Genomic DNA, 25,102 nt, shown 5'->3' with positions numbered 1-25,102 from the left:
GCACATCGGCGCGTGGTGCAGGTATTTTCGTCGGTGTGAGCGCCAATCTCGAGAAGTCCAGCAGCCAGCACGACAAGTTGCCCATCCGGATGCTGCACGACCGTGTGCTCGTCCGGCAGGACGCGTCGGAGGGCGAGCGGCGCAGTGGCGGCGGCATTCTGATCCCCGCCACGGCGGCGGTCGGCAAGCGTCTGGCCTGGGCCGACGTCGTCGCGGTCGGACAGAACGTGCGCGGTGTGGAGCCGGGTGACCGGGTCCTGTACGACCCCGAGGACCGGGCGGAGGTCGAGGTGCGGGGCGTGGCCTACGTCCTGATGCGCGAGCGCGACCTGCACGCGGTCGCCGCCGACCGGTTCGAAGGTTCCGAGGACTCGACGGGCCTGTACCTGTAGGACCGCTGTGCACGGCAAGGGCTGGTGACCACTGTCACCAGCCCTTTTTATCTTCCCTTTGCTACCTTGGAGGGACCCCGACGAGACGCGCCGTACCGGGCGAGCAGTACTGGCAAAGACGACGCACCCCCTTGCAACCACTGACGGAGGTGCCTCTCATGGCCTGGGTTCTCATCGTGATCGCCGGACTGCTCGAGGTCGGCTGGTCGATCGGCATGAAGTTCACGGACGGCTTCACACGGCTGTGGCCGAGCGTGTTCACCGGTGCCGGGATCGTCGCGAGCATGGTGCTGTTGTCGTACGCGGCCAAGTCCCTGCCCATCGGTACGGCCTACGGCGTGTGGGTCGGCATCGGCGCGGCCGGTGCCGCCGTCGTCGGCATGCTGGTGCTCGGTGAGCCGGCGACGGCCGCGCGGATCTTCTTCATCGGTCTGCTGCTTGTGGCGATCGTCGGCCTGAAGGTGACGTCAGGTCATTGAGGACGCCGTTCTCCCCGGTGTCCTCGTCGGTGCCCGTCCCGCCGTCCGGCTGCGGCTCCCCGGTCTCCGGGGCCTCGGAGGACTCCTCGGTCGGCGGTACGGGCTCCTCGCTGTTCGTGTCCTGCTCGGACGGCTCGTCGGACGCGGACGGCTCCTCCGACGCGGGCGCCGACTGCGCCGGCTCCGTCGACGGCAGGGGCAACTCCTCCGCGCCGTCCTCGAGTTCGAGGTCGAAGTCCCGCGCGGGCGTGCCGGACAGGGCCTTCCTCGTGAACTGGGCCCAGATCTGCGCCGGGAACCCGCCGCCGTTGATACGGGGGAGGCCCGTCGCCCCGTACAGCGAGGTGTGCGCGCCCGTGTCCGGGTCCTGGCCCATCACCGCGACCACCGTCGCCAGGTCCGGGGTGTAGCCCGCGAACCAGGCCGCCTTGTCCTCCTCCGCCGTGCCGGTCTTGCCCGCGGCCGGGCGGCCCGCCGCCTGGGCCGCGGTGCCCGTGCCGCCCTCGACGACGGACTGGAGGATCGACGTCGTGGTGTCGGCGGACTCGCGGCTGACGGACCGGCGGGTGTCCTGCTCGGGCAGCTCGACGTCCGTGCCGTTCTTGCTGACGGATTCGAGGATCGTGTACGTGCCGTGCCTGCCGTGGTTGGCGAGCGTCGCGTACGCGCTCGCCATGTCGAGGACGCTCGCGGTGGCCGGGCCGAGCGCGATCGACGGTGACGCCGTCAGGTCGGGGGTGTCGGACGGCAGCCCCAGGTCGATCGCCGTCTCCTTGACCTTGCCCGGACCGACGTCCACCGCCATCTGCGCGTACACCGAGTTCACGGACTTGTCGGTGGCCGTGCGCACCGTGATGGGACCGTACGAGACGTCGTCCTCGTTCTCGGGCGCGTAGTAGCCGCCGTCCCAGCCCTGGACGGGGCGCTTGTTCGTGCCGTCGTAGACCGTGTTCGGGGTGATGACCCGGCCGTCCTGCGTCGTCGAACCGTTCTCCACGGCGGCCGTGAACACGAACGGCTTGAACGTGGAACCGACCTGGTAGTCGCGGCGCGTCGCGTTGTTCACGTACTGCTTCGTGTAGTCGATGCCGCCGTACATCGCGAGGACCTTGCCGTTGTCCGGGTCGATCGCGGCGCCGCCCGCCCGCACGGTCCGGTCGACCTTGCGGGCCTTCTTGTCGACCTTCGACATCAGCTGGTCGTCGACCGCGTCCACGAAGGCGTCCTGCTTCTTCTTCTGCAAGGTCGTCGTGATGCGGTAGCCGCCGGTGGCCAGGGTGTTCTCGTCGAGGATCTCGTTCGTGGTGATGTAGTCCTTGACCGCCTGGACGATGTACCCGCGCTGCCCCGACATGCCGCTGGCCGCGTGCGCCGGGTCGTCCGGCACCGGGAACCTCATGCCCGCCCGGTCGGCGGCGGACAGCCACTTCTCCTTGACCATGCCGTCGAGCACGTAGTTCCAACGGGCCAGGGCCCGTGCCTTGTTCTCCGGGTGCGCGATCACGTCGTACGCGCTCGGAGCGTTCAACAGGGCCGCGAGGTAGGCGCCTTGAGCTGTCGTCAGATCTTCTACGTCCGTGCCGTAGTACGCCTGGGCCGCCGCCTGGATGCCGTACGCGTTGCGCCCGAAGTAGCTCGTGTTGAGGTAGCCCTCCAGGATGTCGTCCTTCGACTCCTCGCGGTCCAGCTTGATGGAGATGAAGAACTCCTTCACCTTCCGCGAGACCGTCTGCTCCTGCCCCAGGTAGTAGTTCTTCACGTACTGCTGCGTGATCGTCGAGCCGGACTGCTTGCCCTTGCCGGTGGCCGTGTTCCACGCCGCGCGCAGCATCGCCTTCGGGTCGACCGCCGACTCCGAGTAGAAGTCCCGGTCCTCGGCGGCCAGCACGGCGTGCTGCACGGTCTTCGGGATCTGCGCCAGCTGGACGTTCTCCCGGTTCACCTCGCCGTCGCGGGCGATCTGGGTGCCGTCCGCGTACAGATAGACGTTGCTCTGCGCGGTCGCCGCCGAATTGGCGGGCGGGATGTCCACGAGGAAGTAGCCGAGCGCGAACAGGCCGACGCACAGCAGGACGACGCCCACGAACGTGCCGAGCACCATCCGCCACGTCGGGATCAGGCGCCGCCAGCCCTTGCGCTTGGGGCGCCTGGCCTTCTTCGCCCCGCCTGCGGCCGGCTGCTGCTCAGGCTGCGGCGCGGGCCCGTCGGGCTGCGCGGGCTGTTGCGGCTCGTCGCTGCTCATGTCCTGTGGAACTCCTGATTCGCGTCGTACGTCACGTACGCCTCGTATGACACATAAGACTCCTACATCACCGCGAAAATGCGTGGCAGGCGACGCCTGCTCTGAGCTAGGCTCCTGCGCTTCGGTCCGAACCCGGGGGAGGCATGCGTGGGAGAGGTGCGGCTGTACGCGGCCGTCGCCGCCGGCGGGTTCCGGCGCTACGCGACCTACCGGGGGGCCACCCTCGCCGGCGTCTTCACCAACACCGTCTTCGGCCTGATCATCGCCTGCACGTACATCGCGCTGTGGGACGAGCGGCCGCACCTCGGCGGGTACGACCAGGCGCAGGCCCTCACCTACGTGTGGATCGGGCAGGCCATGTTCGCCGTGATGGTGCTGCAACTCGGCGGCGGGTTCGAGGCCGACCTGATGGAGCGGATCCGCAGCGGCGACATCGCCGTCGACCTGTACCGGCCCGCCGACCTCCAGGTGTGGTGGCTGGCGCAGGACCTGGGACGGGCCGCCTTCCAGTTCCTCGGGCGGGGGATCGTGCCGATGTGCGTCGGGGCACTGCTGTTCCCACTCGCCCTGCCGAGCGACCCGTTGAGATGGCTCGCCTTCCTGCTGACGCTGCTGCTCGGCGCCACCGTGAGCTTCGCCCTCCGCTACCTCGTCGCGCTGTCCGCCTTCTGGCTGATGGACGGCAGCGGCGTCGTCCAGATGTCGGGGCTCGTGTCGACCTTCATGTCCGGCATGCTGCTGCCGCTCAACGTCTTCCCCGGCGGCTTCGGCGAAGTCGCCCGCGCCCTGCCCTGGTCCGCGCTGCTCCAGGTGCCCGCCGACGTGCTGATGGGAGAGCGGGGCGCGGCGGGCGCGCTGGCCTTCCAGGGGGCATGGGCCGTCGTGCTGCTCGGCGCGGGGCGGCTCTTGCAGCGGGCCGCCACCCGACGGGTGGTGGTGCAGGGTGGCTGACCGGCCCACGGGGAGCGTGCGCGCCTACCGCCTGATCGGCGGGATGTGGATCCGCTCCACGATGACGTACCGCGCGTCCTTCCTGATGACGACGTTCGGCAACTTCGCGGGGACCGCCCTGGAGTTCGCCGGGATCCTGCTCATGTTCACCCAGGTCGACCGGCTCGGCGGCTACGGCCTCCCCGAGATCGCCTTCCTGTACGGCGCCGCGGGGACGTCCTTCGGCCTCGCCGACCTGGCCTTCGGCTCGGTGGGGCGGCTCGGGCAGCGGGTGCGGGACGGCTCCCTCGACACCTTCCTCGTGCGGCCCGCGCCCGTGCTCGCCCAGGTCGCCGCCGACCGGTTCGCCCTGCGCCGGCTCGGCCGGGTCAGCCAGGGCCTGGCCGTCCTGGGGTGGGGGCTCGCGACCGTCGACGTGACCTGGACACCGGTGAAGGTGCTCCTCGTCCCCGTCCTCGTGGCCTGCGGCGCCGCCATCTTCACCGCCGTCTTCATCGGCGGCGCCGCCTTCCAGATCGTCGCGCAGGACGCCTCCGAGGTGCAGAACGCGGCGACCTTCGGCGGCAACGCCATGCTCCAGTACCCGCCCACCGTCTTCGGCGACACCCTGCTGCGCGGCGTCACGTTCGTGCTGCCCCTCGCCTTCGTGAACTGGCTGCCCGGCCTCTACATCCTGGGCCGCCCCTACCCGCTCGACCTGCCGCGGTGGGTCGCCTTCCTGCCGCCGCTGGTCGCGGCGGCCTGTCTGGCCCTCGCGCTGTTCGCCTGGCGAGCCGCGCTCCGTACGTACCGCAGCACGGGGAGTTGAGGACGAGTGCCGTCCACGGACGACGAGTTCATCGCGCTCGACGGCGTCGAGAAAGTCTTCGACGTGCGTCGCAAAACCGGGTTCCTGCGGCGCGAGCGGCGCCAGGTACGGGCCGTCGACTCGCTCACCTTCACCGTGCCCCGCGGTGAGATGGTCGGCTACATCGGGCCGAACGGCGCCGGGAAGTCGACCACCATCAAGATGCTCACCGGCATCCTGACGCCCAGCGCCGGACGGCTGCGCGTCGCCGGCATCGACCCGTCACGCGAGCGCGCCCGGCTCGCACACCGCATGGGCGTCGTCTTCGGACAGCGCACCACCCTGTGGTGGGACCTGCCGCTGATCGACTCCTACCGGCTGATGCGGCGCATGTACCGGATTCCCGACGAGCGGTACGCGGCGAATCTCGCTCGCTGCGTGGACCTGCTCGAACTGGGGGATCTGCTGGACGTTCCCGTGCGGCAGCTCTCCCTCGGGCAGCGGATGCGCGGCGACATCGCGGCCGCGCTGCTCCACGACCCCGAAGTGCTCTATCTGGACGAGCCGACCATCGGCCTGGACATCGTCTCCAAGGTCAAAGTCCGCGGATTCCTGCGGGAGTTGAACGCCCAGCTCGGCACCACGGTGCTTCTCACCACGCACGACCTCACCGACATCGAGCAGCTGTGCCGTCGCGTCATGGTCATCGACCACGGGCGCCTCATGTACGACGGTGAACTCGACGGGCTCCACCGTGCGGGCGGCGCCGCGGCCGAACGGACGCTCGTCGTCGACTTCGAGCGGGAACTGCCTCCGCTGGATCTGGGACCGGAGCTGGAACTGGACATCGGCGAAGGGGTGCGGGTCGTGAAGGTCGACGGCGTGCGGCAGTGGCTCGCCTTTCCCGCGGGACGATCCGCCGCGCCGCTCGTCGCGCGGATCGCCGAACGGTACCCGCTGGTGGACCTCTCCGTCCGCGAGCCCGACATCGAGTCCGTGATCGCGCGGATGTACGCCAGGGACACGCCCGTCGCGCCCTGACGCCCTTACGCTGAGTCGTATGACGGACGAATCCCGGCCCGAACCTTCCTACCCCGCCCCCGAGTTGAGGGCATCCGACGCCGATCGTGAGCAGGTCGCCGAGCGGTTGCGTGACGCGCTCGCCGAGGGGCGGCTCGACATGGACGAGTTCGAGGAGCGGCTGGAGGCCACCTACAAGGCCCGCACCTATGGGGAGTTGGCGCCGATCACTCGGGATCTGCCGGGTGTGGGGGGTGCCGTTTCGGGGGCGGTGAGCTTTGTCAAGGAGCCTGATGGCGACGGGGGTGTGCACTGGCCCTCGCGCGTCGGGGGTGAGGCCACCTCCAGTGGGGCTTTCGCCTTCTGGAGCGGGTTCAGCCGCAAGGGGCGCTGGACGGTCGGCGAGCGGTTCACCGCGTTCGCGATGTGGGGCGGCGGGGAGATCGATCTGCGCGAGGCCCACTTCGCGGCGCGCGAGGTGGAGATCCGCTGCTTCACGATCATGGGCGGGATCCAGGTGAAGGTGCCGCCCGAACTCGACGTCGTCGTGCGGGGGTTCGGGATCATGGGCGGGGTCGATGACCAGGCCACGGGGGCCGGGACGCCGGGGTCGCCTCGGGTGATCGTGCGCGGGTACGCCCTGATGGGCGGGGTCGGCGTGGACCGGAAGCTGCCTCGGGGGGAGCGGCGGCGGCTGAAGTCCGAGCGGCGGGAGAAGCGGCGGGCCGAGCTGCAGGGGGAGCTGCAGGGGGAGCTGGAGGGGCGCCTCGATCGGCATCATCGGTTGCACGAGGATCTGCATGAGCGGCACCGCGAGCGGATCGAGGAGCATCGGGAGCAACGGGAGCAACGGGAGCGGCGGTCTCGACGGCATCGGGATTGATGCCGGGTGCCCCCTTCGGGCGCGTCGTGCTGTGTGCCCGGTGGGGGGCGGGGACGTGTCGGGGTACCTCCTCGGCCGGATGGGTGTCCTCGTTTCCGGACGACCGATGTCGGGCCTCCCGCGCTGCGTTCCTGCGGAGTCCTGCGGGGGTACCCCGACACGTCCCCTTGCGTTCGTGGGCAGCCGGCCGACCGTGGCGGTCGTGCGGGGTGGGTGTGTTCGTGGGTAGCCGGCGGGCTGTGCGGGTCGTGCGGGGCGGGTTTGTTCGTGGGCAGCTGGCGGGTCGTGCGGGGTGGGTGTGTTCGGGGGCGGTCTGCGGGGTTTAGAGTTCCGCTCCTGCTGCTGCCTTGAGGGTGGAGAGGTCGAAGGTCCTCGCCATGCGCTCGTAGCCCGCGTCGCTCGGGTGGAGGTGGTCGCCCGAGTCGTAGCGCGGGAGCAGCTTGCGCGGGTTGTACGGGTCGCGGAGCGCCTTGTCGAAGTCGACGTAGGAGTCGAAGACCTTGCCGGCGCGGATCTGCTCGTTGACGCCCTGGCGGACCGACTCCAGGTACGGCTCGTACCCGCGGTGGCCCTGGAACGGCATGAGCGTCGCCCCGACGACCCGCAGGCCCCTCGCGTGCGCCTGGCGGACCAGCTCGCGCAGGCCCTCCGTGATCTTGTCGGGGTCGGTCTGCTGCGGGTTGCGCAGGATGTCGTTGATCCCGAGGTCGATGACCACGGCCCGGACGCCGGAGCGGCTGAGGACGTCGCGGTCGAAGCGGGACAGGCCGCTCGGGTTGTTCGCGGGGCGGCCGTATCCGTCGGACAGGACGCGGTTGCCGCTGATGCCCTGGTTCACGACGCCGTAGCGCGGGGCACCCGACTCGGTGCGCAGCCGCTCGGCGAGGACGTCCGTCCAGCGGTGGTTGGCGCCCATCGTGGAGGTGATGCCGTCGGTGAGCGAGTCACCGAGGACGACGACCGTGCCCTGCGCCTCGTTGCTGAGCACGTCGACCGCGGTCAGGTAGCGCCAGTACGGGCTCTGCTCGGTGTACCGCGTCCCGTTCGGCTCCTCGACGAGGTCGCCGTTCGCGACGTACGACATCTGCCGGGCCTGGGGGTGGTACGTGACCGGTCCGGACGCGGTCGGCGAGTACGTGGTGACCAGGAGGTCCGTGTCGCCGGCCACCCGGAGGCGGACGGCGTCGCTGACGACCTGCTGTCCCGCCGGGATGACCACCGAGGTGTTCCCGGAGAAGGTGAGGCGCCGCACCGAGCCGGCCAGCGCCGTCGGGCTGTTGGGCGCCGAGGCGAGAGCGAGCGAGGCGTGCGTGATGCTGAGGGGCTGCTGCCCGAACAGATTGGAGAGCGTGATGCGTGCCGCGGCGCCGCCGATGCTGGTGTGCACCACGTTGCGGATGGAGCGGCCGGAGAATCCATTCGTCTCCGTGCCGGGCTCGCCGCCGGCCGGGGAAGCGGACCAGCTGGCCGCCCACGTGCCGGTGGAAGCCGGTGCGGCCGAGCTGCGCGGGTGCGCGCCACCGGCCTGGACGGTGTCGTCGCCGCCGCGCAGGACGCCGGAGAACCCGACGTATATGGCGGCCGAGATCACTACGGCGACCGCGACGAGCGCGGCCAACAAGGCATAACCGTGACGCCTGGTCATGCGGGGTGTGTCTCCTCGGGCAGGGGGAGCCCGAGGCTCCGATGTGATGAACCCATGATGCGGCATGGGTCAGGACCGTGGAACGAGGGGGCCGACACTGCCCCCCTCCGCTCATTCAGACGCCGGGAACTTGTGGTTCGTTCCGGGAGTAGGTCAGGAAGGGACAATGTGTGAGGGGAATGACAGATGCCGGATGTGCGGACGGGACGTGAGACATGAGCGAGCTGGACAAAAGGGGTGAAATGGGGGAGGCGGGCCAGGGGCAGTATGCCCAGGAGGCCACCGGGCAACCCCGCCCCGCCCGCCGCTCCGTGACCGAGTTCACCGCCGCGGACGAGGAGAAGCGGCGCGGCGTGCGCCGCATGAAGCTCACGGCGACCGGCATGCTCGGCTTCGTCGCGCTCGTCTACGTACTGGCGACCTGGGCCGGGCACTCCGGCGCCGGCGCCTGGACCGGTTACGTCGCCGCGGCCGCCGAGGCCGGCATGGTCGGCGCGCTCGCCGACTGGTTCGCGGTCACCGCCCTCTTCCGCCACCCCCTCGGCATCCCCATCCCGCACACCGCGATCATCCCGAAGAAGAAGGATCAACTCGGCGTCTCGCTGGGAGAGTTCGTCGGCGAGAACTTCCTGTCGGGCGACGTCGTACGGGACCGGCTGCGCGCCGTCGGCATCGGCTCGCGGCTCGGCGCCTGGCTCGCCGAGCCCGAGCACGCCGACCGCGTCACCGCCGAACTGGCGACGGCGCTGCGCGGCGCCCTGACCGTCCTGCGCGACTCCGATGTCCAGGCCGTCGTCGGCGAGGCCATCACGCGCCGCGCCGACAACGCCGAGATCGCGCCCGGCATCGGCAAGATGCTGGAGAAGGTCGTCGCCGACGGCGGCCACAAGCGCGTCGTCGACCTGGTGTGCGCGCGGGCCCACGACTGGCTCGTCCTGCACTCGGACTCCGTCATGGACGCCGTGCAGGGCGGCGCCCCCGGCTGGACCCCGCGCTTCGTCGACAAGCGCGTGGGCGAGCGGGTCTACAAGGAACTCCTCCGCTTCGTCACCGAGATGCGCGACATGCCGGAGCACCCGGCGCGCGGCGCCGTCGACCGTTTCCTGCGGGACTTCGCGGGCGACCTCCAGTCCGACTCCGACACCCGGGCGCGCGTCGAGCGCCTGAAGTCCGAGGTGCTCGGCCGTTCCGAGGTCCAGGACCTGATCGCCTCGACGTGGTCCGCGGTCCGCTCCATGATCGTGGCGGCCGCCGAGGACGAGCGCAGCGAACTGCGGCTGCGCGTACGGGCGTCGCTCCTCTCGCTCGGCCGTCGCATGGCGTCCGACCCGAAGGTGCAGGCGAAGGTCGACGGCTGGGTGGAGGGCGCCGCCGTGTACGTCGTCACCACCTACCGCGCGGAGATCACCTCCCTCATCACGGACACCGTCGCCGGCTGGGACGCCGAGCACACGTCCCGCAAGATCGAGGCGCACATCGGCCGCGATCTCCAGTTCATCCGGATCAACGGCACGGTGGTCGGCTCGCTGGCCGGGCTCGTCATTTACACGGTGTCGCGGGCGTTCGGTGCCTAGTTCCGCCACGGGTGTCGCGGGCGTTCGGTGCCTAGTTCCGCCACGGGTGTCGCGGGCGTTCGGTGCCTAGTTCCGCCACGGGTGTCGCGGGCGTTCGGTGCCTAGTCCCGCCACGGGTGTCGCGGGCGTTCGGTGCCTAGTCCCGCCACGGGTGTCGTGAGTGTTGCGCGCCTGGTCCCGTCACGGGTGTCGTGAGTGTTGCGCGCGTAGTCCCGCCGCTCCGGCGTGGGCGGGCGCGTAGCCCTTTGGCGTAGGCCCTGGTGGGCGGGGGACCCGGAGGAGGTCCTTACTCCCTCGACGAGGAGGGGGCCCATGTCCCTCAGTCCTGGCACCACCGGCGCCACCGTCACCACCGCCGTCCCCGCCCGCCTCGACCGCCTCCCCTGGTCGCGCTGGCACTGGACGGTGGTCATCGGCCTCGGCACCGTATGGATACTCGACGGCCTCGAAGTCACGGTCGTCGGCAACATCGCGGGCCGTCTGTCCGAGTCCGGCAGCGGTCTGCCCATCTCCTCCGCGCAGGTCACCGGCATGGCCGCCGCCCTGTACGTGGCGGGCGCCTGTGCCGGAGCGCTGTTCTTCGGCTGGCTCACCGACCGCTTCGGCCGCAAGAAGCTCTTCCTGCTGACGCTCGCCGTCTACCTCGCGGCGACCGCGCTCACCGCCCTGTCCTTCTCCACCTGGTGGTTCTTCGTCTTCCGCTTCTTCACCGGCTTCGGCATCGGCGGCGAGTACGCGGCCATCAACTCGGCCATCGACGAACTGATCCCGTCCACTTTCCGCGGCCGCGTCGACCTCATCATCAACGGCAGCTTCTGGCTCGGCGCGATCGGCGGCTCGCTCCTCTCGATCGTCGCGCTCGACACGGACCTGTTCGCGAAGAACGTGGGCTGGCGGCTCACCTTCGCCCTCGGCGTCGTCCTCGGCCTGGTCATCCTCCTCGTACGGCGCAACGTCCCGGAGAGTCCACGCTGGCTGTTCATCCACGGCAGGGGAGAGGAGGCCGAATCGCTCGTCACGGGCATCGAGGACCGCGTACGCGACGAACGCGGCGGCACCGAACTCCCGCCGCCCGCCGGGGAGATCACCATCCACCAGCGCAAGAGCATCGGCTTCGTCGAGATCGCCCGTACCGTCGTCCGGTCCTATCCCCGCCGCACCACCCTCGGCCTCGCCCTCTTCATCGGCCAGGCCTTCCTCTACAACGCGATCACGTTCGGCTTCGGCGCGATCCTCACCACGTTCTACGACGTGCCGACCGGCTCGACCGGCTACTACTTCGCGGTCATCGCGGCCGGCAACTTCATGGGCCCGCTGCTGCTCGGCAGGCTCTTCGACACGGTCGGCCGCCGGCTGATGATCTCCTCGACGTACCTCCTGTCGGGGATCCTCCTCTTCGGCACGGCCTGGCTCTTCGACCGCGGCTCGCTGACCGCGACGACCCTCACCGCCTGCTGGTGCGTCGTCCTGTTCTTCGCCTCGGCGGGCGCCTCCAGCGCGTACCTCACGGTCTCCGAGATCTTCCCGATGGAGACGCGCGCGATGGCGATCGCCTTCTTCTACGCGGTCGGAACGGCGGCCGGCGGCATCAGCGGACCGCTCCTGTTCGCCGACCTCACCGAGTCCGGCAAGGTCGCCGACACGGTCCTGGCCTTCCAGATCGGCGCCGCGCTGATGTGCCTGGCGGGCCTGGTGGCGGCCATGTTCGCGGTACGGGCGGAGCGCCGGTCCCTGGAGGACATCGCGCAGCCCCTGTCGGCGGTACGGCCCCGGGCGGGCGCAGCTGTCTGAGCCCGGCTCAACCGGTGTGCGGGCGGCGCACCATGAACACGTCGACAGGGTCCTCACGCTCGACGGTGAACCCGCGCCGCTCGTACAGCCGCCGGGCCGCGCTGCCCTGGAGCACGTCCAGCCGCACCGGTACGCCCTCGCGGTCGCACCGCTCCAGGAGCGAGTCCAGCACGGCCGTGCCGATGCCCCGGCCCTGGAGGTGCGGGGCGAGCAGGAAGTGCTCGAACCAGTAGCAGTCCGCCGCCCGGCGCAGCGCCACGGACCCGGCGAGCTCCCCGCCCACCTCGATCACCCAGGTGTGCGCGGGCTCCCAGGCGTCCCGCAGCCGCTGCCGCACCCGCCGCTCGTCGAACCGCCCGAGCCGCTCCAGGTCCGGGCGCATCGCGACGGCCCGCACCTCGGCGACCGCCTCCACATCGGCGGCCGTCGCGGGCCGCAGTGTCCAATCCGCCATGATCGCGAGAGTAGCCGGATGCCGGATGCCGGTGAGCGGATGGTGGGGGCTGAGCATTGGCGACCGGTGACGGCGATCAGTGACGGCGATCAGTGACGGCGATCAGTGATGGCGACCGGATGGTGGCCATCGGGTCGTGGCGATCGGACGGTGGTCAGGTGCGAGACTCCGGCCAGGGTGCGGAGGAGCGGTCGACGGCCTCGAAGGGGTGCCGGTGACGGTGACGGAGACGGATACGTGGACGGGGACGGAGAGGGAGAGGGAGAGGGTGACCGAGACGACGGTGGTGGCGGTTCTCGTCAGGGACGGCGTCCTGCCCATGGAACTGGGCCTGATCCACCAGCTCTTCGGCGCGGCCCGCGATCCTTCGACGGGCGAGCGCCTCTACGACGTGCGCACCTGCGCGCCCCGCCCCGGCAGAATCCGTACGGACGCCGACTTCCCGATCTACGCGGAGCACGGTCTGGAGACGGTGGCGGCGGCGGACACCGTCCTGGTCCCGGCCTCGCACGAGGAGGACGAGTCGCTCCGGCCCGGCTCGCTGGACCCCGAGTCGGCGCGGGCGCTGCACGCCGTCCACGCCGGCCGGGGCCGGGTGGCGTCGATCTGCACGGGCGCGTTCGTCCTGGCGGCTGCGGGCCTTCTGGACGGCCGCAGGGCGACGACCCACTGGCTGTCGTCGGACCGCTTCGCCCGTACGTTCCCGCAGGTCACGGTCGACGCGGACGTCCTCTACGTAGACGAGGGAACCGTCCTGACCTCGGCCGGCGAGGCGGCGGGCATCGACCTGTGCCTGCACATGATCCGCGCCGACCACGGCGCGGCTGTCGCGGCGGACGTGGCGCGCCGCACGGTCGTACCGCCGTACCGGGAGGGCGGCCAGGCCCAGTACATCCAGCGCCCGGTGCGGACGCGGGAGTCGGCCTCGACCTCCCGCTCACGGGCCTGGGCCCTGGCACGTCTCGCGGAGCCCCTCACGCTCGCGGACCTCGCGGCGCGGGACGCGATGGCGGTCCGTACGTACAGTCGCCGCTTCCGCGAGGAGACGGGTCTGACCCCGATGACGTGGCTGGCCCGCCAACGCCTCGACCGGGCACGGGAGTTGTTGGAACGCACCGACCACACCGTCGACCGCGTCGCGACGGAGACGGGGTTCGGCACCGGAGCGTCGTTGCGGCAGCACTTCCAGGCGGTGCTCGGGGTGTCGCCGGGGGCGTACCGGGCGACGTTCAGGGGACGCTGAGCCCATGACATCCGACGCGTCCGACGCGCACGCACCTGGGCCCATCCGCAGGGCCGTCCCGAACGTCGAGGTTCCGGGGGAGGAGTCGATGGCGGCGAACCGCGACTTCTACGGCACGCTCGGCTTCCGCGAGGTCATGAACCTGGGCTGGATCATGACGCTGGCGTCCCCGACCGACCCCACCGCCCAGATCGGCTTCCTCACCCACGACGCGACGGCGCCGGTGGTGCCGGACATGAGCGTCGAGGTGGACGACGTGGACGCGGTGTACGCGGCCGTACGGGCCGCGGGCTTCCCGATCGTCCACGACCTCCGGGACGAGGAGTGGGGCGTCCGCCGTTTCTTCGTACGGGACCCGCAGGGCCGGGTGGTCAACGTCCTGGCCCACAAGCCCTGACGGACGGGCGGCCTCGCGAACTACGCGGAACGCCGGTCGACCAGCACGTACGAGGCGGCTGCCACGGCCCCGGCCACCCCGAACACCGCGGGCCACGCCCCGACCTTCTTGGCCAGCGGGTGCGACCCGGCGAACGCGGCGACGTACGCCCCGGTCAGCGCGCCCGCGACCTTCCCGCCCCGCGACTTCGTCCACTGCGTCGCGGCGGCGGCTCCGGCGACCGCGAGCACGGCGCCGCCCAGCTGCCGCTTCTTGGTGAACCGAGCGGTGGCGTACCCGCCGACGAGGCCGGCGGCGGCGATGGGGGCGCTGGGAATGCGGGCGATACGGGCGGCCATGGAACCCTCCGGGCAATCGTCGACGTCGCTGTCTGTCGGCGAAGTCGCTGTCTGGTGCTGTCTGACGTCGTTGGGGGCGATCTGCTGCTGTTGGATGCGGTCTGTCGCTCCCGACGCACCAGACGCTACGCCCCCGCGCCGGCACCGCAGTCGCCGCCCCGGCCCGCCCGCTCCCGCCCGGCCTCGGAACGGCCCCGGGCGCCGAGGGCGCCGACCCGGAAGTCGGACGCTGCCTCGGCCTGCCCCTCGGGGGTGTCGATGACGACGGCGAGGAGTCGGCTGCGACGCGGCGTGCGCCGCACCCCGATCGCGCCCTTGCGCTGCCCGGAGGCGATCAGCCGAACTGTCCGGGCTGGTAGTCGCCGGCGGGCACCTGCAGGATGACGTTCATGCGGTTGTAGGTGTTGATGACGGCGATCAGGCCCGTCAGCGCGAGGAGCTGCTCCTCGTCGTAGTACTTGGCGGCGTTGGCCCACGCCTCGTCGCTGACACCACCGGCGGCGTCCGCGATCCGGGTCCCCTGCTCGGTCAGCTCCAGGGCGGCCCGCTCGGCGTCGGTGAACACCTTGGCCTCGCGCCAGGCGGCGATCAGGTGCAGCCGCTGAGCGGTCTCCCCGGCGTGCGCGGCGTCCTTGGTGTGCATGTCGGTGCAGAACCCGCACCCGTTGATCTGGCTGGCCCGGATCTTCACGAGCTCCTGCGTGGCGGCGGGCAGCGCCGAGTCGGCGATGACCTTGCCGGCGGAGTTGATGTGCTTGATGAGCTTGCCGGCGAGGGGGCTGGCGAAGGCGTTGAGTCGAGCTTCCATGACGATCTCCTCAGTCACTGTCGTTCGCTGTGGTCCGCTGTCGTTCACTGTCTTTTTTGTTGGCTACGTAGATGTGACGGAGCGGGCGGCGGAGATGTGACGGGCGGAGGTGTGACCTGCGTCACAGGCGTGGATGGGTGATCGACTCACTGCCAGAAGCACTCCTGGATGACGATCTGCGGATCGGCCGTTCGCTGCGTGAACTGATAGCGCAGCCATCCGCGCCCATGATCGAAGTACAGGACGTGCTGACCCCCGGGGCGGGTGGACTGGGCGGGCTCGACGCTCATGCCGGGGGGCAGGTCCCTGTCGGCGTCGACGCCCCGGAAGTAGGGGTCGCTGGCAGTGACCAGTTCGGCCCGCGCGGCGAGAACGAGATCCCGAGCGGCGTCCGGGAGGGCTTCCCGGTCCTCTGCGGCGGCGGTGGTCCAGTCTGCTTGCCAGGGAGGACCCATGAAGCCGTCGGTCACCGGCCGGGCTCGGCTTTCGCGACTTCGCGGCGCAGCCGCCCTGCCTCTTCGATGAGAGTCTTCGCGCGGGCGTAGTCGGCTTCCTTGTCCGCTGCCTCCTCCAGGCCGTGCACCATCGCCGCCAGTTCGGGATTACGGGCGAGGGCGTATTCGGCCCACCAGCGGGCCATGAACGCGGGAACGGGCGCGAGGTCGTAGGCATCGGCGATGTCGCGGCGCCAGTGGCGGTCGAAGTCGACGAGGAGCTGTGGGGCGTGCTGGGCGATGGCGGCGCGCAGCGCCTTCGGCGTTCTCTCGGGCATCGGGGGCACGGCGTTCGATGAGGTGGGGGAGGTGGTCATGGGGCGCTGTCCTCCGGTGGTGGCGAAACTCCGTGGTGTGAGTCGGTGCGGGTGGGTGGAGGTGTTCCTCGTGTCTGCCGAAACGGTAATACGGATCGGGGTGGCGACGGCGGGATACGCCGGGTGTTCACGTGGGTGACCGGGGCCGTGGGCCCGTCAGGCGGCCCGCTCCCGAAGCAGCCGCAGCGCCTCTTCCCGCCCGCATCCCAGAGGGGCGGGGCCCGCCGAACCCGCCCCGTCCCGGCACCCCCGGCACACGCCGGTCTCCTGCCCCCACGGCAACGGATCCCGGCACTCAGGACACTCATGAACCTGCCGCCACGCTCGCTTCCGCGGGGGCCGCTTGCGCTCCAGCCGGTCGGCGACGAGCCGGGCTGCTGAGTACACCGTGGCGGGCAGCCCGGCGGTGACGGCGTCGACGATCTCGGCGACGGAGGCCCCACGCTCCAGCCACATCCCCACGGCGGGCGCCAGCTCCCGCACACTCCGCGCGGACAACCGCAGCCGCGCATCGACGTCGCCGATCCGCTCCAGTACGCGTACGCAGGCGAGGTCGGGCGGCGCGGCGCTCTCCGCGACGCCGCTCTCCGCGGCGGGAGGGAGGGGAGGGTTCTTCCCCCCGTCTTCATAGTCGTCCGTCCCGCCAGGGAAAAACGCGCCCGCTTCCCCGGTTCCCACCCGTACGGGAACCGGCTCGGCGGTAACAGGAGCCTTGGTCAACGGAGTTGAGACAGAGCCCGCCTGTGGAACCTCATACACATCCACACTGGAGACGATCCGCCGAGTCTGAGCATCCCGCTCTGTCCTGGTCACCCAATACCCCAGCGCCCGAAGCTCCTTGACGGCCTTGGCCACGGCAATCCGCCCCTGGGGGAACCCGTCGCTGAGGGTGCGGACGTTGACCGGGGCGCCGCTGGGCAGCGACAGGGCGTAGACGAGGATGCCGCGAGCGGTGTGGGAGAGCCGGGGATCGCGGATGGCTTTGTTGGCGATGACGGTGAAGTCGCGCTCATGCCGAGGGATACGATGAATCTGCATGGGGAGTTCCTGCTCCTGATGCCGGACCCCCGGAGGTTGCTGCCTCGCGGGGGTCGCCTATGTCTGAACTTGTTACGCGACGTAGATGCCGCTGCGACGGAGAGTGACACAGGCGGGCTCGTTGTGGCAATCCGTGGCCACGGCCTCCAACTCGACCTCTCCTAGCCGACGTTGGAGCCACCCACCACAGAACAACCCGCACCGGCCCCACCACGCCCTGCGGCGGCCAGCTCCTGTAAGCGGCTTCCCTCGTCGGGCCCCACCTTTTCCCCAACGAATCCTCAGCCACCGAACGCCAGCCCCAACACACCGTCACCCAGGCCCGATACGGAGGGAGGCATCAGCAACCACCCACCGGCACCAGCCACGCAATCCAAGAAAAACCCACCGCCCCGCACCCGACTTCGAACCACGGCCACCGCCCCACCGGCGCGGGGCGCCGGACCTGAAGCCCAGCGGCCGACTCACCCGGCGGATGTGATGGAGCTCAAGAAGTCGACCCAGGCCGCCGCGCTCACGGTGACGATGTCTCCGCCTGTGCGCTTGGAGTCCCGTACGAACACCCGCTCGTCGGCGGCGGTGGCGCACTCCACGCATTCGCCCCCGGCGCCGTTGCTGTGCGACGACTTGAACCACGAGAGCTGCTCAGCGATCCCCGAACCATCCGCGGTCTTCTCGTAGTTCGTGGTCATCGGGCGTACTCCTTGACGAGGTTCTTGATCACTTGAAGGGAGCGTTGGGGACTCAGGGCGGCCGCCCTCAACCCGTCGAACGCGCGCGTGTACTCACGGATATGATGGTCCCCTTCGAGGTAGACCGCATCGGTGATGCCGTCTCGATAGACGACATCGGGGTCCTCCTGGTCAGGGAAGCCGAGAATCGTGAACGCCCCAGTCATCGGCCGCGTCCCGGCGTCGAAGGGGAGCACTTGAAGGGTGACGGAACTCAACTGGCAGACATCCAGTAGGTGTTCGAGTTGGTCGCGCATGACGGCCTCATCGCCGATGACGTTCCGCAGGGCACTCTCACTCACGACGAACCAGGTGTCTGGCGCGTCCGCGCGCGTCAGCATCTCCTGCCGCTCCAGACGTACGCGGATCGCTCGCTCCGAGTCCTCGGGCTTCATGTGCGACCCCGCCACGTGAAGTTCCGTGATGTAGGCGGGCGTCTGCATGAGGCCGGGTACGACCTCGCACTGGTACTGCCGGAAGGAGGACGACTCCTGCTCCAGGCCGATGTAGATGTTGAACCACTCAGGCACCCCAGACCCGTGGACCTGCCACCAGCCCTTCGTCTTCGCTTGCCTGGCAAGCGACTTGAGGAACTCGCGCATCTCGTCGCTGGTCGCGTAGAGCCGACACAGCACGTCCACGTCGGATGGCTGTACGCGTCCATGGCCGGTCTCCATCCGGTTCACTTTGGAGCCGCTCCAGTCCGCGGCAGCGCCGACCTGGGCGCAGGTCATGCCACTCGCCTCGCGGAGCTTCTTCAGCTCGATCGACAGCCGACGCCGTCGCGCTGTCGGTGATCCAGCCATCTCGACACCCTCCTCGCTAGCGGGCCTCAGTCTCCGGGCCAAGGGGTGTGCCTGCCAATCACTCGATAGTGGGAATCCCGTTCTGCAAATTGCAAGAAGGGATCGGATGCGGTCACGCTGGGTTGCAAGCCGGCGTCGAACTCGCGGCCTCGAAGCGGGAGTTGTTGCACCTCAACGGAGAGGGTGAGCCTGTGCTCCAGCAGAACTGCGTACACCGAAAGCCGTGGGAGCTGGCCTTCATCGCCGAGCCCGAGGAACTGGCCGGCCTGCGTCGCATCGTGCGCCTGCACCTCATGCACTGGGGCTTGCACGACCTCATCGACTCCGCCCAACTGTGCGTGACGGAGATGGTCTCCAACGTCATCACACACGTCGGCATCGGCACCCCCACCGAGCTGAGCCTGCTGATGAACGGCTCCTTCCTCCGCATCGAGGTCCAGGACCCGGATCTACGCGCCCTTCCCACGCTTCTGCACGCTGCGGACGACGACGAGGGTGGGCGGGGTGTGAGACTCCTTGACGCGGTGGCGGTGCGATGGGGCGCACTGATCAAGGGCGATCGCAAGGTGACATGGTGCGAGTTGGCCACCGGGATCAACGCCCCCGGAGGGCATGTTCGTAACGCGGCAGTCGACCGAGCAGAAGGGGTACTCCAGCTGTACGGTGTGGCTCGCGCAACCGACACGTCTATCGACAGAGGTGTGGATAAGGCGGAGGCAGTCGCCTTGATTGCGGATCTGCTCTGTTGGGCTCGCGCTCACGGGCACGACGCGGATGAACTTCTGGAGAGCGCAGAGACGCGTTTTGATCGCCAAGTGGGTCGGCGATGACGTGATCCGCCGCCCCTGGCAATGGCGTTGAGCGGCGGCAGTCCAGGCGGTCCCTCCCTGCGTCATTTGCCGAGGGGTTTGTCAGCACCTGCCTCTACAGTGCACTCATGCCTAGACGACTAGCCCCTGGCCTCTACGAGCACATCGTGACCAACGAACTCGACCAAAGCGTGGTCGAGGCAGCGGCTGAGGGCCGGGTGCACCGCGAACCTCTGGATCCGGACGACGCTCCTGAGATTCTGGGTCGCTATGTCGGGGATCTAGTCCGCCGGACACTGCGGGCGCACGCTAAGCAGAGGGGTGCTGACGGACCAACTCAGCGGCTGGCGAAGCAGGTCGCGGTGGTGAACCGGATCGTCGAGGAGTTGGGGCTTCTCTCGTCGGTGCAGGCCGGAGATGAGGCTGCGGTTGCTCAGACAAAGGATCTGCTTCTGGCCGTAGCCGAGAGATCGCCCTTGCCTGGCCAGAGGGTCTTTCCTGAACGTCCGCATGTCCCGCTGGCGACTAGCGCACTCTTCGCCAATCGCTCGCGGGAGAGCGTTGGGCACGCGCTGCGAAGGGAGCTGGAATCAGCCGACAGCGTTGACCTGATCTGCGCCTTCATCAAGTGGTCCGGCTTGAGACTCTTGTTGGGGCAACTCGGCGATGTCCGTCGCCGTGGCAAGCGCCTGCGCGTCATCACGACCACATACATGGGGGCGACGGACCAGCGCGCTGTAGATGCCCTGGCCAAGCTCGGCGCTGAAGTGCGGATCTCGTATGAGACCCAAGCGACGCGGCTGCACGCCAAGGCGTGGCACTTCCATCGCGAGAGCGGCACTTCGACCGCCTACGTGGGTTCGTCCAACATGTCGAAGGCCGCGCTTGTCGATGGGTTGGAGTGGAACGTTCGCCTCTCTCAGCTAGAGTCCCCGACGCTCGTCACGTCGATCGCGGACACGTTTGAGGAGTACTGGCAGGATCCGGCCTTCGAGCCGTACGACCCAAGTAGTGACCGAGACTGTCAGCGACTTGCCGATGCTCTGAGCACTGAACGTAGTGGTCCGGCTCAACTCCCCATTGAACTGGCTCCGTTCGATATCCAACCTCACCCACACCAGCGGGAGGTCCTGGATGAGCTTCAGGCACAGCGGGAGCTTCACGATCACCATCGCAATCTCGTCGTCATGGCGACTGGCACCGGAAAGACTGTGGTCTCTGCCCTTGACTATCGGGCGCTGCGCCAAGCAGGGAAGGTCGACAGCCTGCTGTTCGTGGCGCATCGAGATTCAATTCTCAAGCAGAGCATGGCTGTCTTTCGGCACGTTCTGAAGGACGGGACCTTTGGTGAGCTGTACGTGGGGAGCGAGCGTCCTCGCGATTGGCGGTACGTCTTTGCTTCGATCCAGTCACTCACTAGTTCTGGCTATGAGCGGCTACATCCTGAACATTTCGACATGGTTATCGTCGACGAGTTTCACCATGCGGGTGCTCGCACCTATGGGGAGCTCCTCACTCACATCGGCCCGAAGGAGTTGCTCGGCCTCACTGCCACTCCGGAGCGCACGGATGAATACGACATCACGCAGTGGTTCGAAGGGCGCACCTCAGTCGATCTCCGTTTGTGGGAAGCCATCGAGCGCGGGCTGCTGGTGCCCTTCCATTACTTCGGCATCAACGACGAGACCGATCTTAGGACCCTGCGCTTCAGTCGTCGTGCTGGTTACCAGACACGTGAGCTTGAGCAGTTGTACACCGGCGACGACGCCCGGGTGCGCATCATTTTGAAAGAGATCCGCAAAAAGGTTCTTGACCCACGCGCGATGCACGGCCTTGGTTTCTGTGTATCTGTGGCCCATGCCCGCTACATGGCTGAGAAGTTCACCAAGGCGGATCTGCCCTCTCGTGCTCTGACTAGCGAGTCAAGTCCACGGGAGCGCGAGGAAGCAGTGTCGGAGCTCAAGCAGGGACGCATCAAGGTGCTGTTCACTGTGGACCTTTTCAACGAAGGCGTAGATATTCCCTGCGTCGACACACTTCTACTTCTACGTCCCACGGAGAGCGCCACGGTCTTTCTCCAGCAGCTCGGTCGCGGTTTGCGGCATGCAGAGAATAAGACCAGCTTGACCGTTCTGGACTTCATCGGGGCCCAGCACGCGGACTTCCGCTTTGAACCGGCCATGCGTGCCCTGACGGGAGCTAACCATGGCCAGGTGGTACGAGAGGTTCAGGAAGAATTCCCCACGCTCCCCAGTGGTTGCGCTGTCCAACTGGACCGTGTGGCGCGCAAGTACGTGCTTGAGAGCCTTCAGCGCACGCTGAGGCCGCGCTGGAAGCAGTCTGTTGATGACCTGAAGCGGCTTGGTGACGTGCCGCTGGGCGAGTTCCTCAACAGCACGGGTGTCGAGGTCGAGGATGTGTATCGACGCGAACAAGGTACGTGGAGTGAGCTCCGTGAGGAGGCTGGCATGCACGTGCCTCCGCCGGGGCCTGGGGACCTCAAACTTGCCAAGGCCCTCCGGCGCTCCCTGCACATAGATGACCCCGAACGTCTCGCCTACCTCAGCCTTCTAGTAGAGGCGACGAGTTCGACTGGGCTCCATCCGGGTGTTCGCGATTGGCCCGCAGGCCGTCTGCAACGGCTTGCCGCGATGGCGAACTGTGTCTTGTGGGGAGATGCCCTGCTCGCCAGCCCCGCCGAGTCCGCACTGGAGAAGATGCTGGTGGAGCACCGCCGTAGGGCAGAACTTCAGCAGCTTGTTCCTGAGCTTCGTGAACGCCTTCAGCGTGTTACTCGTCCGCTCCATCCTGAGGGAGCAAACCCGCTACACGTTCATGCCCACTACACCAGGGCAGAGGCGGAAGCGGCGTTCGGCGGTGAATACAAGGGGCAGCCGACGGGGGTGACTTGGTTCCCCGAGGAGCAGGCTGACGTGTTCTTCGTCGACCTGGTCAAATCTGAGAAGCACTTCTCTGAGACAACCCGGTACGAGGACCGCGTGATCAGCCCGAGGCGGTTTCAGTGGGAGACCCAGGGGCGCATCTCGGAGGAGTCCGAGATCGGCAGGCGCTACATCGACCATAAGAGGCGTGGCAGCAGCCTGCACCTGTTCGTTCGCGAGACGAAGAAGGCTGATGGCCTGCTTGGAGCACCCTCGTATGTCTACGTGGGGCCAGCCACGTACGTGAGCCACGTGAACGACCGCCCGATGCGGCTCACCTTGGACCTAGAGCACACGCTTCCAGTGGACCTTTATCGCCGCTGGTCCCAGCTATCCGGGTGATCGCCCGGGGCTGTGCCACTGGCTGTGAGCTGGATGTGTTCTCCGGCGGGGGCGCGTCAACCTGTAACTATCCAGGTGCGCCCCAGCCCTGTTTGTTTCAACCTGCTCTAGGAACCGATCAGTTCAGGAACCACGGGGAAGCGGGGACACGCATCATGAACACCGGGCATCGACTGGCCGCCCTGACCGGAACCGCAGCCCTGGTCGCGACTGGGCTGACCTCCCTCGCCGCGGCTCCGGCCTCCGCCGCGACCTGCAGCCGGGCCGTCGTCAAGTCGGAGACCTGGGGCAAGGTGACGTACACCCGGTGCTGGGAGGGGAGTTTCACGTACATCTCGGGGCGGCTCGTGGACCGGGACAGTGATGACGGGTGCTACGTCAAGGTCACGTTCACCATGCCGCAGAAGGGCGGGACGACGGCGCGGAAGTCGTACAAGACGGGGAGCGCCACCGACTTCTGGACCGGGCCGGTCAAGCACGTCACCTCCGTCGGCGTGAAGCTTCTGCGCCGGTGCTGAGCCGACGAACCCGGTGATGCGACAGCTCGGAGCCCCGAGGGGAAGGCTCCGAGCTGTCCTCATGTGCTCAGCGGGCCGCCCTGAGTTCAGGATCCGTGCCGCTCAACCCCCGACACTCTCGAACGACACACGAACCGTGCACCCCAGCGCCTCCGCGATCCGGGCGAGCAGCGGCAGCGTAGGCACGTCCTTGCCGTTCTCGATGCGGGAGATCGCGGCCTGGCCGGTGCCGATCAGTTCGGCCAGTCGGGACTGGGAGAGGCCGCGCTCGCGGCGCCAGCGTCGGACGAGGGTGGCGGTGTCGATCACTGGGGCGCCTCGTCGTCGTAGCGCGGCAGGCCAGACGTGTCGATCTTCCAATCCCCCACCGTGACGGTGTCGCCGAAGGTGTAGTGCTGCTGGTTGTCGTAGGTCGGGGCTCCGGTGCGGGTGGTGGGGGCCCAGTAGTGGACGGCCGTGCCGTCTCGGGGGTCGACGATCAGATAGTGCGGGATGCCCATCGCGGGGTAGTCGCGGAGCTTCCCTTCGTAGTCGTTCGCCGGGTTGGAGCGCGAGACGACCTCGATGATGCAGTGGCAGTCGTGCGGCGGCATGGCGTCGGCTGCCGTGGGCTCGAAGTCGGCGTTGACGACGGCAAGGTCCGGTACGCGAAGGATGCCCAGGCCGGGGTCTTCCAGGTCCGTCTCGACGTAGAGCGCGAGGCCCGCCGCAAGCTGCGGTTCCAGCGCGGTGCGTAGGCGATGCGCCACACGCTGATGGCGCGCCTTGGAGCTCATCATCATGAGGATCTGGCCCTGGCTGATCTCGGGCCAGCGCACTTCCTCCGACTCGCTCCCGAACCCCTCGCGGAAGGTGTCGCGGAATGCGCGGAGGCGGCGGTACAGCGTCTCCTCGCTCATATCGGCACCGTATATGAGGAAATCCTCATATACGGCTGGGCTGTCGCGGTGAGGTGACAGCCCAGAGCCCCGTGGGGGAAGGGCCCGAGCTGCCCCCACGCCTACACCCCGTGGCACTCCCCATAAGCTGCCCCCGACCCGCACCAGCAAGCCGCCCCCGCCTCCGGCGGCCAAGCCGCCGCCCGGCCTCGGGCCGCCAGTGTCGTCGCGTACTGCGGCAGCAGCGACGCCTCGGCCGGGGAGGAGGCCTCCGAGGCCGCGAACGCCTCGTAGGACGGGACCGTGCCCGTGACGATGCCGAGGTTGCCCGTGCCGGAGGCCGACAGCTCGCGCAGGGAACCCTCTATCGACGCCAAGTGGGCCTCGTAGGAGGGGTATTCGGAGGAGAGGGTCGGGTACGCCGCGAGGAGTTCCGCGTACTCCGTCGACGGCCAGTGCAGGACCGCCACCGGGAAGGGGCGGGAGAGCGCCTCGCGGTATGAGCCCAACTCGGCGCGCAGGCGCGTGATCTCGGCCTTCAGTTCCGCGGGGTTCTCCGAGCCCAGGGACCAGAGGCGTTTCGGGTCGTGGAGTTCGTCCAGGGCGACCGTGGTGCGGTTGGCGCCGTCCGCCAGGGCGTCCCACTCGTCGTGCGGCGCGCCCAGGAGGCGGCGGACGCGGTGGCGGCCCAGGAGGAGGGGGTGCTTGGCGTAGGGGACGGTGCCCGACTCGCGTTCCGTCTGCGGGACCAGGAGTTCCAGCGCCTCGGTGAACGTCTCGTGGGCCTGGTCCAGCTCGTCGTGGGACTCCAGGGACTCCGCCGCGATCACCCACGGCGCCGGGTCGCGCGGGGCCGTCGCCCGCAGGCCCGTGATGATCGCGCGGGCCTCGGCCTCGTGGCCGTACTCCCACAGGTTCGACGCCTTCAGGGCGCGGATCAGGGCCGGGTCGTGGACGTCCGGCGACGCGAGCAGGGAGTCGTAGTGGGCCGTCGCGCGGTCGCGGGCGTCGGCGAGTTCGTAGTGGGCCGCGGCCTGGAGGAGCAGTTGTTCGGCGTCCTCGGGGTACATCGCCGCCGTGCGCTCCAGGCGCTCGGCTTCCGCGACGTGGTCGGCGGACTCGTTCTCGGCAGGCGTGGCAGGCGTGTCGGGGCGCATGAGGGACACCGTAGCGCCGGATGGCGGGAGACGGACCGGGGCGGTTCGGGCCGGGGCCTGCGCGGG

The 25,102-nt window shown here is 69.0% G+C and carries 27 protein-coding genes and 1 riboswitch; of the genes, 13 read left to right on the top strand and 14 right to left on the bottom strand.

Translation table 11 applies throughout. The annotated features are described in order from the left end of the window. The first annotated feature begins 89 nt into the window (after nt 1-89). Both V2W30_RS15265 and V2W30_RS15260 read left to right on the top strand, forming a co-directional pair. The gene (locus V2W30_RS15265) at nt 90-392 is read left to right on the top strand and encodes a co-chaperone GroES (protein WP_338703623.1); all 303 of its coding nucleotides are present in this window, start codon (nt 90-92) and stop codon (nt 390-392) included. Nucleotides 393-442: 50 nt separating this feature from the next. Beyond that, a riboswitch (guanidine-III (ykkC-III) riboswitch) is annotated at nt 443-520 on the top strand. 30 nt (nt 521-550) lie between these two features. Continuing rightward, complete coding sequence (locus V2W30_RS15260; RefSeq protein WP_338696972.1) at nt 551-871, top strand: multidrug efflux SMR transporter; 321 nt, start codon at nt 551-553, stop codon at nt 869-871. Here V2W30_RS15260 and V2W30_RS15255 read toward each other — a convergent pair. Continuing rightward, the gene (locus V2W30_RS15255) at nt 816-3,113 is read right to left on the bottom strand and encodes a transglycosylase domain-containing protein (RefSeq protein WP_338696971.1); all 2,298 of its coding nucleotides are present in this window, start codon (nt 3,111-3,113) and stop codon (nt 816-818) included. The two genes, V2W30_RS15260 and V2W30_RS15255, sit on opposite strands and share 56 nt — an antisense overlap. Nucleotides 3,114-3,269: 156 nt before the next feature. Between V2W30_RS15255 and V2W30_RS15250 the strand changes: the two genes are divergently transcribed. Genes V2W30_RS15250 through V2W30_RS15235 form a run of 4 tightly spaced genes read left to right on the top strand, consistent with a single transcriptional unit; the run spans nt 3,270 to nt 6,754 of the window. Continuing rightward, nucleotides 3,270-4,064 (top strand): ABC transporter permease, encoded by a 795-nt coding sequence (locus V2W30_RS15250; protein ID WP_338703622.1) that lies wholly within the window; start codon nt 3,270-3,272, stop codon nt 4,062-4,064. Nucleotides 4,065-4,107: 43 nt separating this feature from the next. Then, nucleotides 4,108-4,872: an ABC transporter permease gene (locus V2W30_RS15245; protein WP_338703620.1), complete on the top strand. Its 765-nt coding sequence runs from the start codon at nt 4,108-4,110 to the stop codon at nt 4,870-4,872. A gap of 6 nt (nt 4,873-4,878) precedes the next feature. Beyond that, complete coding sequence (locus tag V2W30_RS15240; protein WP_338696970.1) at nt 4,879-5,892, top strand: ABC transporter ATP-binding protein; 1,014 nt, start codon at nt 4,879-4,881, stop codon at nt 5,890-5,892. Nucleotides 5,893-5,911: 19 nt separating this feature from the next. After that, nucleotides 5,912-6,754, top strand: coding sequence for a DUF1707 SHOCT-like domain-containing protein (locus V2W30_RS15235; protein ID WP_338696969.1), 843 nt, complete (start codon nt 5,912-5,914; stop codon nt 6,752-6,754). Nucleotides 6,755-7,076: 322 nt separating this feature from the next. On the opposite strand, the gene V2W30_RS15230 is transcribed toward V2W30_RS15235, so the two are convergent. Further along, a complete protein-coding gene (locus V2W30_RS15230) occupies nt 7,077-8,399 on the bottom strand; it encodes an SGNH/GDSL hydrolase family protein (protein WP_338696968.1) in 1,323 nt (440 codons plus the stop codon). A 215-nt stretch (nt 8,400-8,614) separates the two neighbouring features. Here V2W30_RS15230 and V2W30_RS15225 point away from each other — a divergent pair, with 215 nt between their 5' ends. Both V2W30_RS15225 and V2W30_RS15220 read left to right on the top strand, forming a co-directional pair. Further along, on the top strand, nt 8,615-9,973 hold the full coding sequence (locus V2W30_RS15225; RefSeq protein WP_338696967.1) for a DUF445 domain-containing protein: 1,359 nt from the start codon (nt 8,615-8,617) through the stop codon (nt 9,971-9,973). Nucleotides 9,974-10,285: 312 nt separating this feature from the next. After that, nucleotides 10,286-11,764, top strand: coding sequence for an MFS transporter (locus V2W30_RS15220; protein WP_338696966.1), 1,479 nt, complete (start codon nt 10,286-10,288; stop codon nt 11,762-11,764). Nucleotides 11,765-11,771: 7 nt separating this feature from the next. Here V2W30_RS15220 and V2W30_RS15215 read toward each other — a convergent pair whose 3' ends face one another. Further along, a complete protein-coding gene (locus V2W30_RS15215) occupies nt 11,772-12,218 on the bottom strand; it encodes a GNAT family N-acetyltransferase (RefSeq protein ID WP_338696965.1) in 447 nt (148 codons plus the stop codon). A gap of 319 nt (nt 12,219-12,537) precedes the next feature. Between V2W30_RS15215 and V2W30_RS15210 the strand changes: the two genes are divergently transcribed. Further along, nucleotides 12,538-13,461, top strand: a complete 924-nt coding sequence (locus V2W30_RS15210) for a GlxA family transcriptional regulator (RefSeq protein WP_425244683.1) — start codon at nt 12,538-12,540, stop codon at nt 13,459-13,461. A 4-nt stretch (nt 13,462-13,465) separates the two neighbouring features. After that, entirely contained in the window at nt 13,466-13,858 is a 393-nt protein-coding gene (locus V2W30_RS15205; RefSeq protein ID WP_338696961.1) for a VOC family protein, read from the top strand. 20 nt (nt 13,859-13,878) lie between these two features. On the opposite strand, the gene V2W30_RS15200 is transcribed toward V2W30_RS15205, so the two are convergent. From V2W30_RS15200 to V2W30_RS15165, 8 genes are all read right to left on the bottom strand, one after another. Next, nucleotides 13,879-14,184 carry a hypothetical protein gene (locus tag V2W30_RS15200; protein ID WP_338703619.1) on the bottom strand — a complete coding sequence of 102 codons (306 nt, stop codon included), beginning with the start codon at nt 14,182-14,184 and terminating at the stop codon, nt 13,879-13,881. Nucleotides 14,185-14,321: 137 nt separating this feature from the next. Next, nucleotides 14,322-14,498, bottom strand: a complete 177-nt coding sequence (locus tag V2W30_RS15195; RefSeq protein ID WP_338696960.1) for a hypothetical protein — start codon at nt 14,496-14,498, stop codon at nt 14,322-14,324. 32 nt (nt 14,499-14,530) lie between these two features. Further along, on the bottom strand, nt 14,531-15,004 hold the full coding sequence (locus V2W30_RS15190; RefSeq protein WP_338696958.1) for a carboxymuconolactone decarboxylase family protein: 474 nt from the start codon (nt 15,002-15,004) through the stop codon (nt 14,531-14,533). Nucleotides 15,005-15,150: 146 nt separating this feature from the next. After that, nucleotides 15,151-15,459 (bottom strand): hypothetical protein, encoded by a 309-nt coding sequence (locus tag V2W30_RS15185; RefSeq protein ID WP_338696956.1) that lies wholly within the window; start codon nt 15,457-15,459, stop codon nt 15,151-15,153. A gap of 11 nt (nt 15,460-15,470) precedes the next feature. Next, entirely contained in the window at nt 15,471-15,815 is a 345-nt protein-coding gene (locus tag V2W30_RS15180; RefSeq protein ID WP_338696954.1) for a hypothetical protein, read from the bottom strand. A gap of 156 nt (nt 15,816-15,971) precedes the next feature. Next, nucleotides 15,972-16,853 (bottom strand): hypothetical protein, encoded by an 882-nt coding sequence (locus V2W30_RS15175; RefSeq protein ID WP_338696952.1) that lies wholly within the window; start codon nt 16,851-16,853, stop codon nt 15,972-15,974. Nucleotides 16,854-17,317: 464 nt separating this feature from the next. Then, the gene (locus V2W30_RS15170) at nt 17,318-17,545 is read right to left on the bottom strand and encodes a DUF397 domain-containing protein (protein ID WP_338696951.1); all 228 of its coding nucleotides are present in this window, start codon (nt 17,543-17,545) and stop codon (nt 17,318-17,320) included. Then, the gene (locus tag V2W30_RS15165) at nt 17,542-18,390 is read right to left on the bottom strand and encodes a helix-turn-helix transcriptional regulator (RefSeq protein ID WP_338696949.1); all 849 of its coding nucleotides are present in this window, start codon (nt 18,388-18,390) and stop codon (nt 17,542-17,544) included. The genes V2W30_RS15170 and V2W30_RS15165 overlap by 4 nt, the downstream gene beginning before the upstream one ends. A gap of 191 nt (nt 18,391-18,581) precedes the next feature. On the opposite strand from V2W30_RS15165, the gene V2W30_RS15160 reads away from it, so the two are divergent. From V2W30_RS15160 to V2W30_RS15150, 3 genes are all read left to right on the top strand, one after another. Next, nucleotides 18,582-19,220 (top strand): ATP-binding protein, encoded by a 639-nt coding sequence (locus V2W30_RS15160; protein ID WP_338696947.1) that lies wholly within the window; start codon nt 18,582-18,584, stop codon nt 19,218-19,220. 146 nt (nt 19,221-19,366) lie between these two features. Further along, nucleotides 19,367-22,483, top strand: a complete 3,117-nt coding sequence (locus V2W30_RS15155; protein WP_338696945.1) for a DUF3427 domain-containing protein — start codon at nt 19,367-19,369, stop codon at nt 22,481-22,483. Nucleotides 22,484-22,638: 155 nt separating this feature from the next. After that, nucleotides 22,639-23,001, top strand: coding sequence for a hypothetical protein (locus tag V2W30_RS15150; RefSeq protein WP_338696943.1), 363 nt, complete (start codon nt 22,639-22,641; stop codon nt 22,999-23,001). Nucleotides 23,002-23,103: 102 nt separating this feature from the next. Here the strand turns inward: V2W30_RS15150 and V2W30_RS15145 are convergent, their stop codons facing one another. The 3 genes from V2W30_RS15145 to V2W30_RS15135 all read right to left on the bottom strand — a co-directional run bounded on the left by V2W30_RS15145 (nt 23,104) and on the right by V2W30_RS15135 (nt 25,036). After that, nucleotides 23,104-23,310, bottom strand: coding sequence for a helix-turn-helix transcriptional regulator (locus V2W30_RS15145; RefSeq protein WP_338696941.1), 207 nt, complete (start codon nt 23,308-23,310; stop codon nt 23,104-23,106). Further along, nucleotides 23,307-23,900, bottom strand: coding sequence for a Uma2 family endonuclease (locus tag V2W30_RS15140; protein WP_338696939.1), 594 nt, complete (start codon nt 23,898-23,900; stop codon nt 23,307-23,309). The genes V2W30_RS15145 and V2W30_RS15140 overlap by 4 nt, the downstream gene beginning before the upstream one ends. Before the next feature lie 101 nt (nt 23,901-24,001). Further along, on the bottom strand, nt 24,002-25,036 hold the full coding sequence (locus V2W30_RS15135; protein ID WP_338696937.1) for an SEC-C domain-containing protein: 1,035 nt from the start codon (nt 25,034-25,036) through the stop codon (nt 24,002-24,004). Nucleotides 25,037-25,102: the final 66 nt, after the last annotated feature.

It is taken from the genome of Streptomyces sp. Q6 (assembly GCF_036967205.1).
Classification (GTDB): Bacteria; Actinomycetota; Actinomycetes; order Streptomycetales; family Streptomycetaceae; genus Streptomyces; species Streptomyces citrinus.
The sequence above is the reverse complement of the archived record's forward strand: the minus strand, read 5'-3'. Positions and strand labels throughout refer to the sequence as shown.

Bases quoted from the DNA above. Each gene is read 5' to 3' on its own strand.
- V2W30_RS15190 (WP_338696958.1), bottom strand. From the start codon at position 15,004: ATGGAAGCTCGACTCAACGCCTTCGCCAGCCCCCTCGCCGGCAAGCTC.
- V2W30_RS15260 (WP_338696972.1), top strand. From the start codon at position 551: ATGGCCTGGGTTCTCATCGTGATCGCCGGACTGCTCGAGGTCGGCTGG.
- V2W30_RS15245 (WP_338703620.1), top strand. From the start codon at position 4,108: ATGTGGATCCGCTCCACGATGACGTACCGCGCGTCCTTCCTGATGACG.
- V2W30_RS15185 (WP_338696956.1), bottom strand. From the start codon at position 15,459: ATGGGTCCTCCCTGGCAAGCAGACTGGACCACCGCCGCCGCAGAGGAC.
- V2W30_RS15140 (WP_338696939.1), bottom strand. From the start codon at position 23,900: ATGAGCGAGGAGACGCTGTACCGCCGCCTCCGCGCATTCCGCGACACC.
- V2W30_RS15165 (WP_338696949.1), bottom strand. From the start codon at position 18,390: ATGGCTGGATCACCGACAGCGCGACGGCGTCGGCTGTCGATCGAGCTG.
- V2W30_RS15215 (WP_338696965.1), bottom strand. From the start codon at position 12,218: ATGGCGGATTGGACACTGCGGCCCGCGACGGCCGCCGATGTGGAGGCG.
- V2W30_RS15220 (WP_338696966.1), top strand. From the start codon at position 10,286: ATGTCCCTCAGTCCTGGCACCACCGGCGCCACCGTCACCACCGCCGTC.
- V2W30_RS15170 (WP_338696951.1), bottom strand. From the start codon at position 17,545: ATGACCACGAACTACGAGAAGACCGCGGATGGTTCGGGGATCGCTGAG.
- V2W30_RS15175 (WP_338696952.1), bottom strand. From the start codon at position 16,853: ATGCAGATTCATCGTATCCCTCGGCATGAGCGCGACTTCACCGTCATC.
- V2W30_RS15180 (WP_338696954.1), bottom strand. From the start codon at position 15,815: ATGACCACCTCCCCCACCTCATCGAACGCCGTGCCCCCGATGCCCGAG.
- V2W30_RS15210 (WP_425244683.1), top strand. From the start codon at position 12,538: ATGGAACTGGGCCTGATCCACCAGCTCTTCGGCGCGGCCCGCGATCCT.
- V2W30_RS15265 (WP_338703623.1), top strand. From the start codon at position 90: ATGCTGCACGACCGTGTGCTCGTCCGGCAGGACGCGTCGGAGGGCGAG.
- V2W30_RS15150 (WP_338696943.1), top strand. From the start codon at position 22,639: ATGAACACCGGGCATCGACTGGCCGCCCTGACCGGAACCGCAGCCCTG.
- V2W30_RS15135 (WP_338696937.1), bottom strand. From the start codon at position 25,036: ATGCGCCCCGACACGCCTGCCACGCCTGCCGAGAACGAGTCCGCCGAC.
- V2W30_RS15230 (WP_338696968.1), bottom strand. From the start codon at position 8,399: ATGACCAGGCGTCACGGTTATGCCTTGTTGGCCGCGCTCGTCGCGGTC.
- V2W30_RS15255 (WP_338696971.1), bottom strand. From the start codon at position 3,113: ATGAGCAGCGACGAGCCGCAACAGCCCGCGCAGCCCGACGGGCCCGCG.
- V2W30_RS15225 (WP_338696967.1), top strand. From the start codon at position 8,615: ATGAGCGAGCTGGACAAAAGGGGTGAAATGGGGGAGGCGGGCCAGGGG.
- V2W30_RS15235 (WP_338696969.1), top strand. From the start codon at position 5,912: ATGACGGACGAATCCCGGCCCGAACCTTCCTACCCCGCCCCCGAGTTG.
- V2W30_RS15205 (WP_338696961.1), top strand. From the start codon at position 13,466: ATGACATCCGACGCGTCCGACGCGCACGCACCTGGGCCCATCCGCAGG.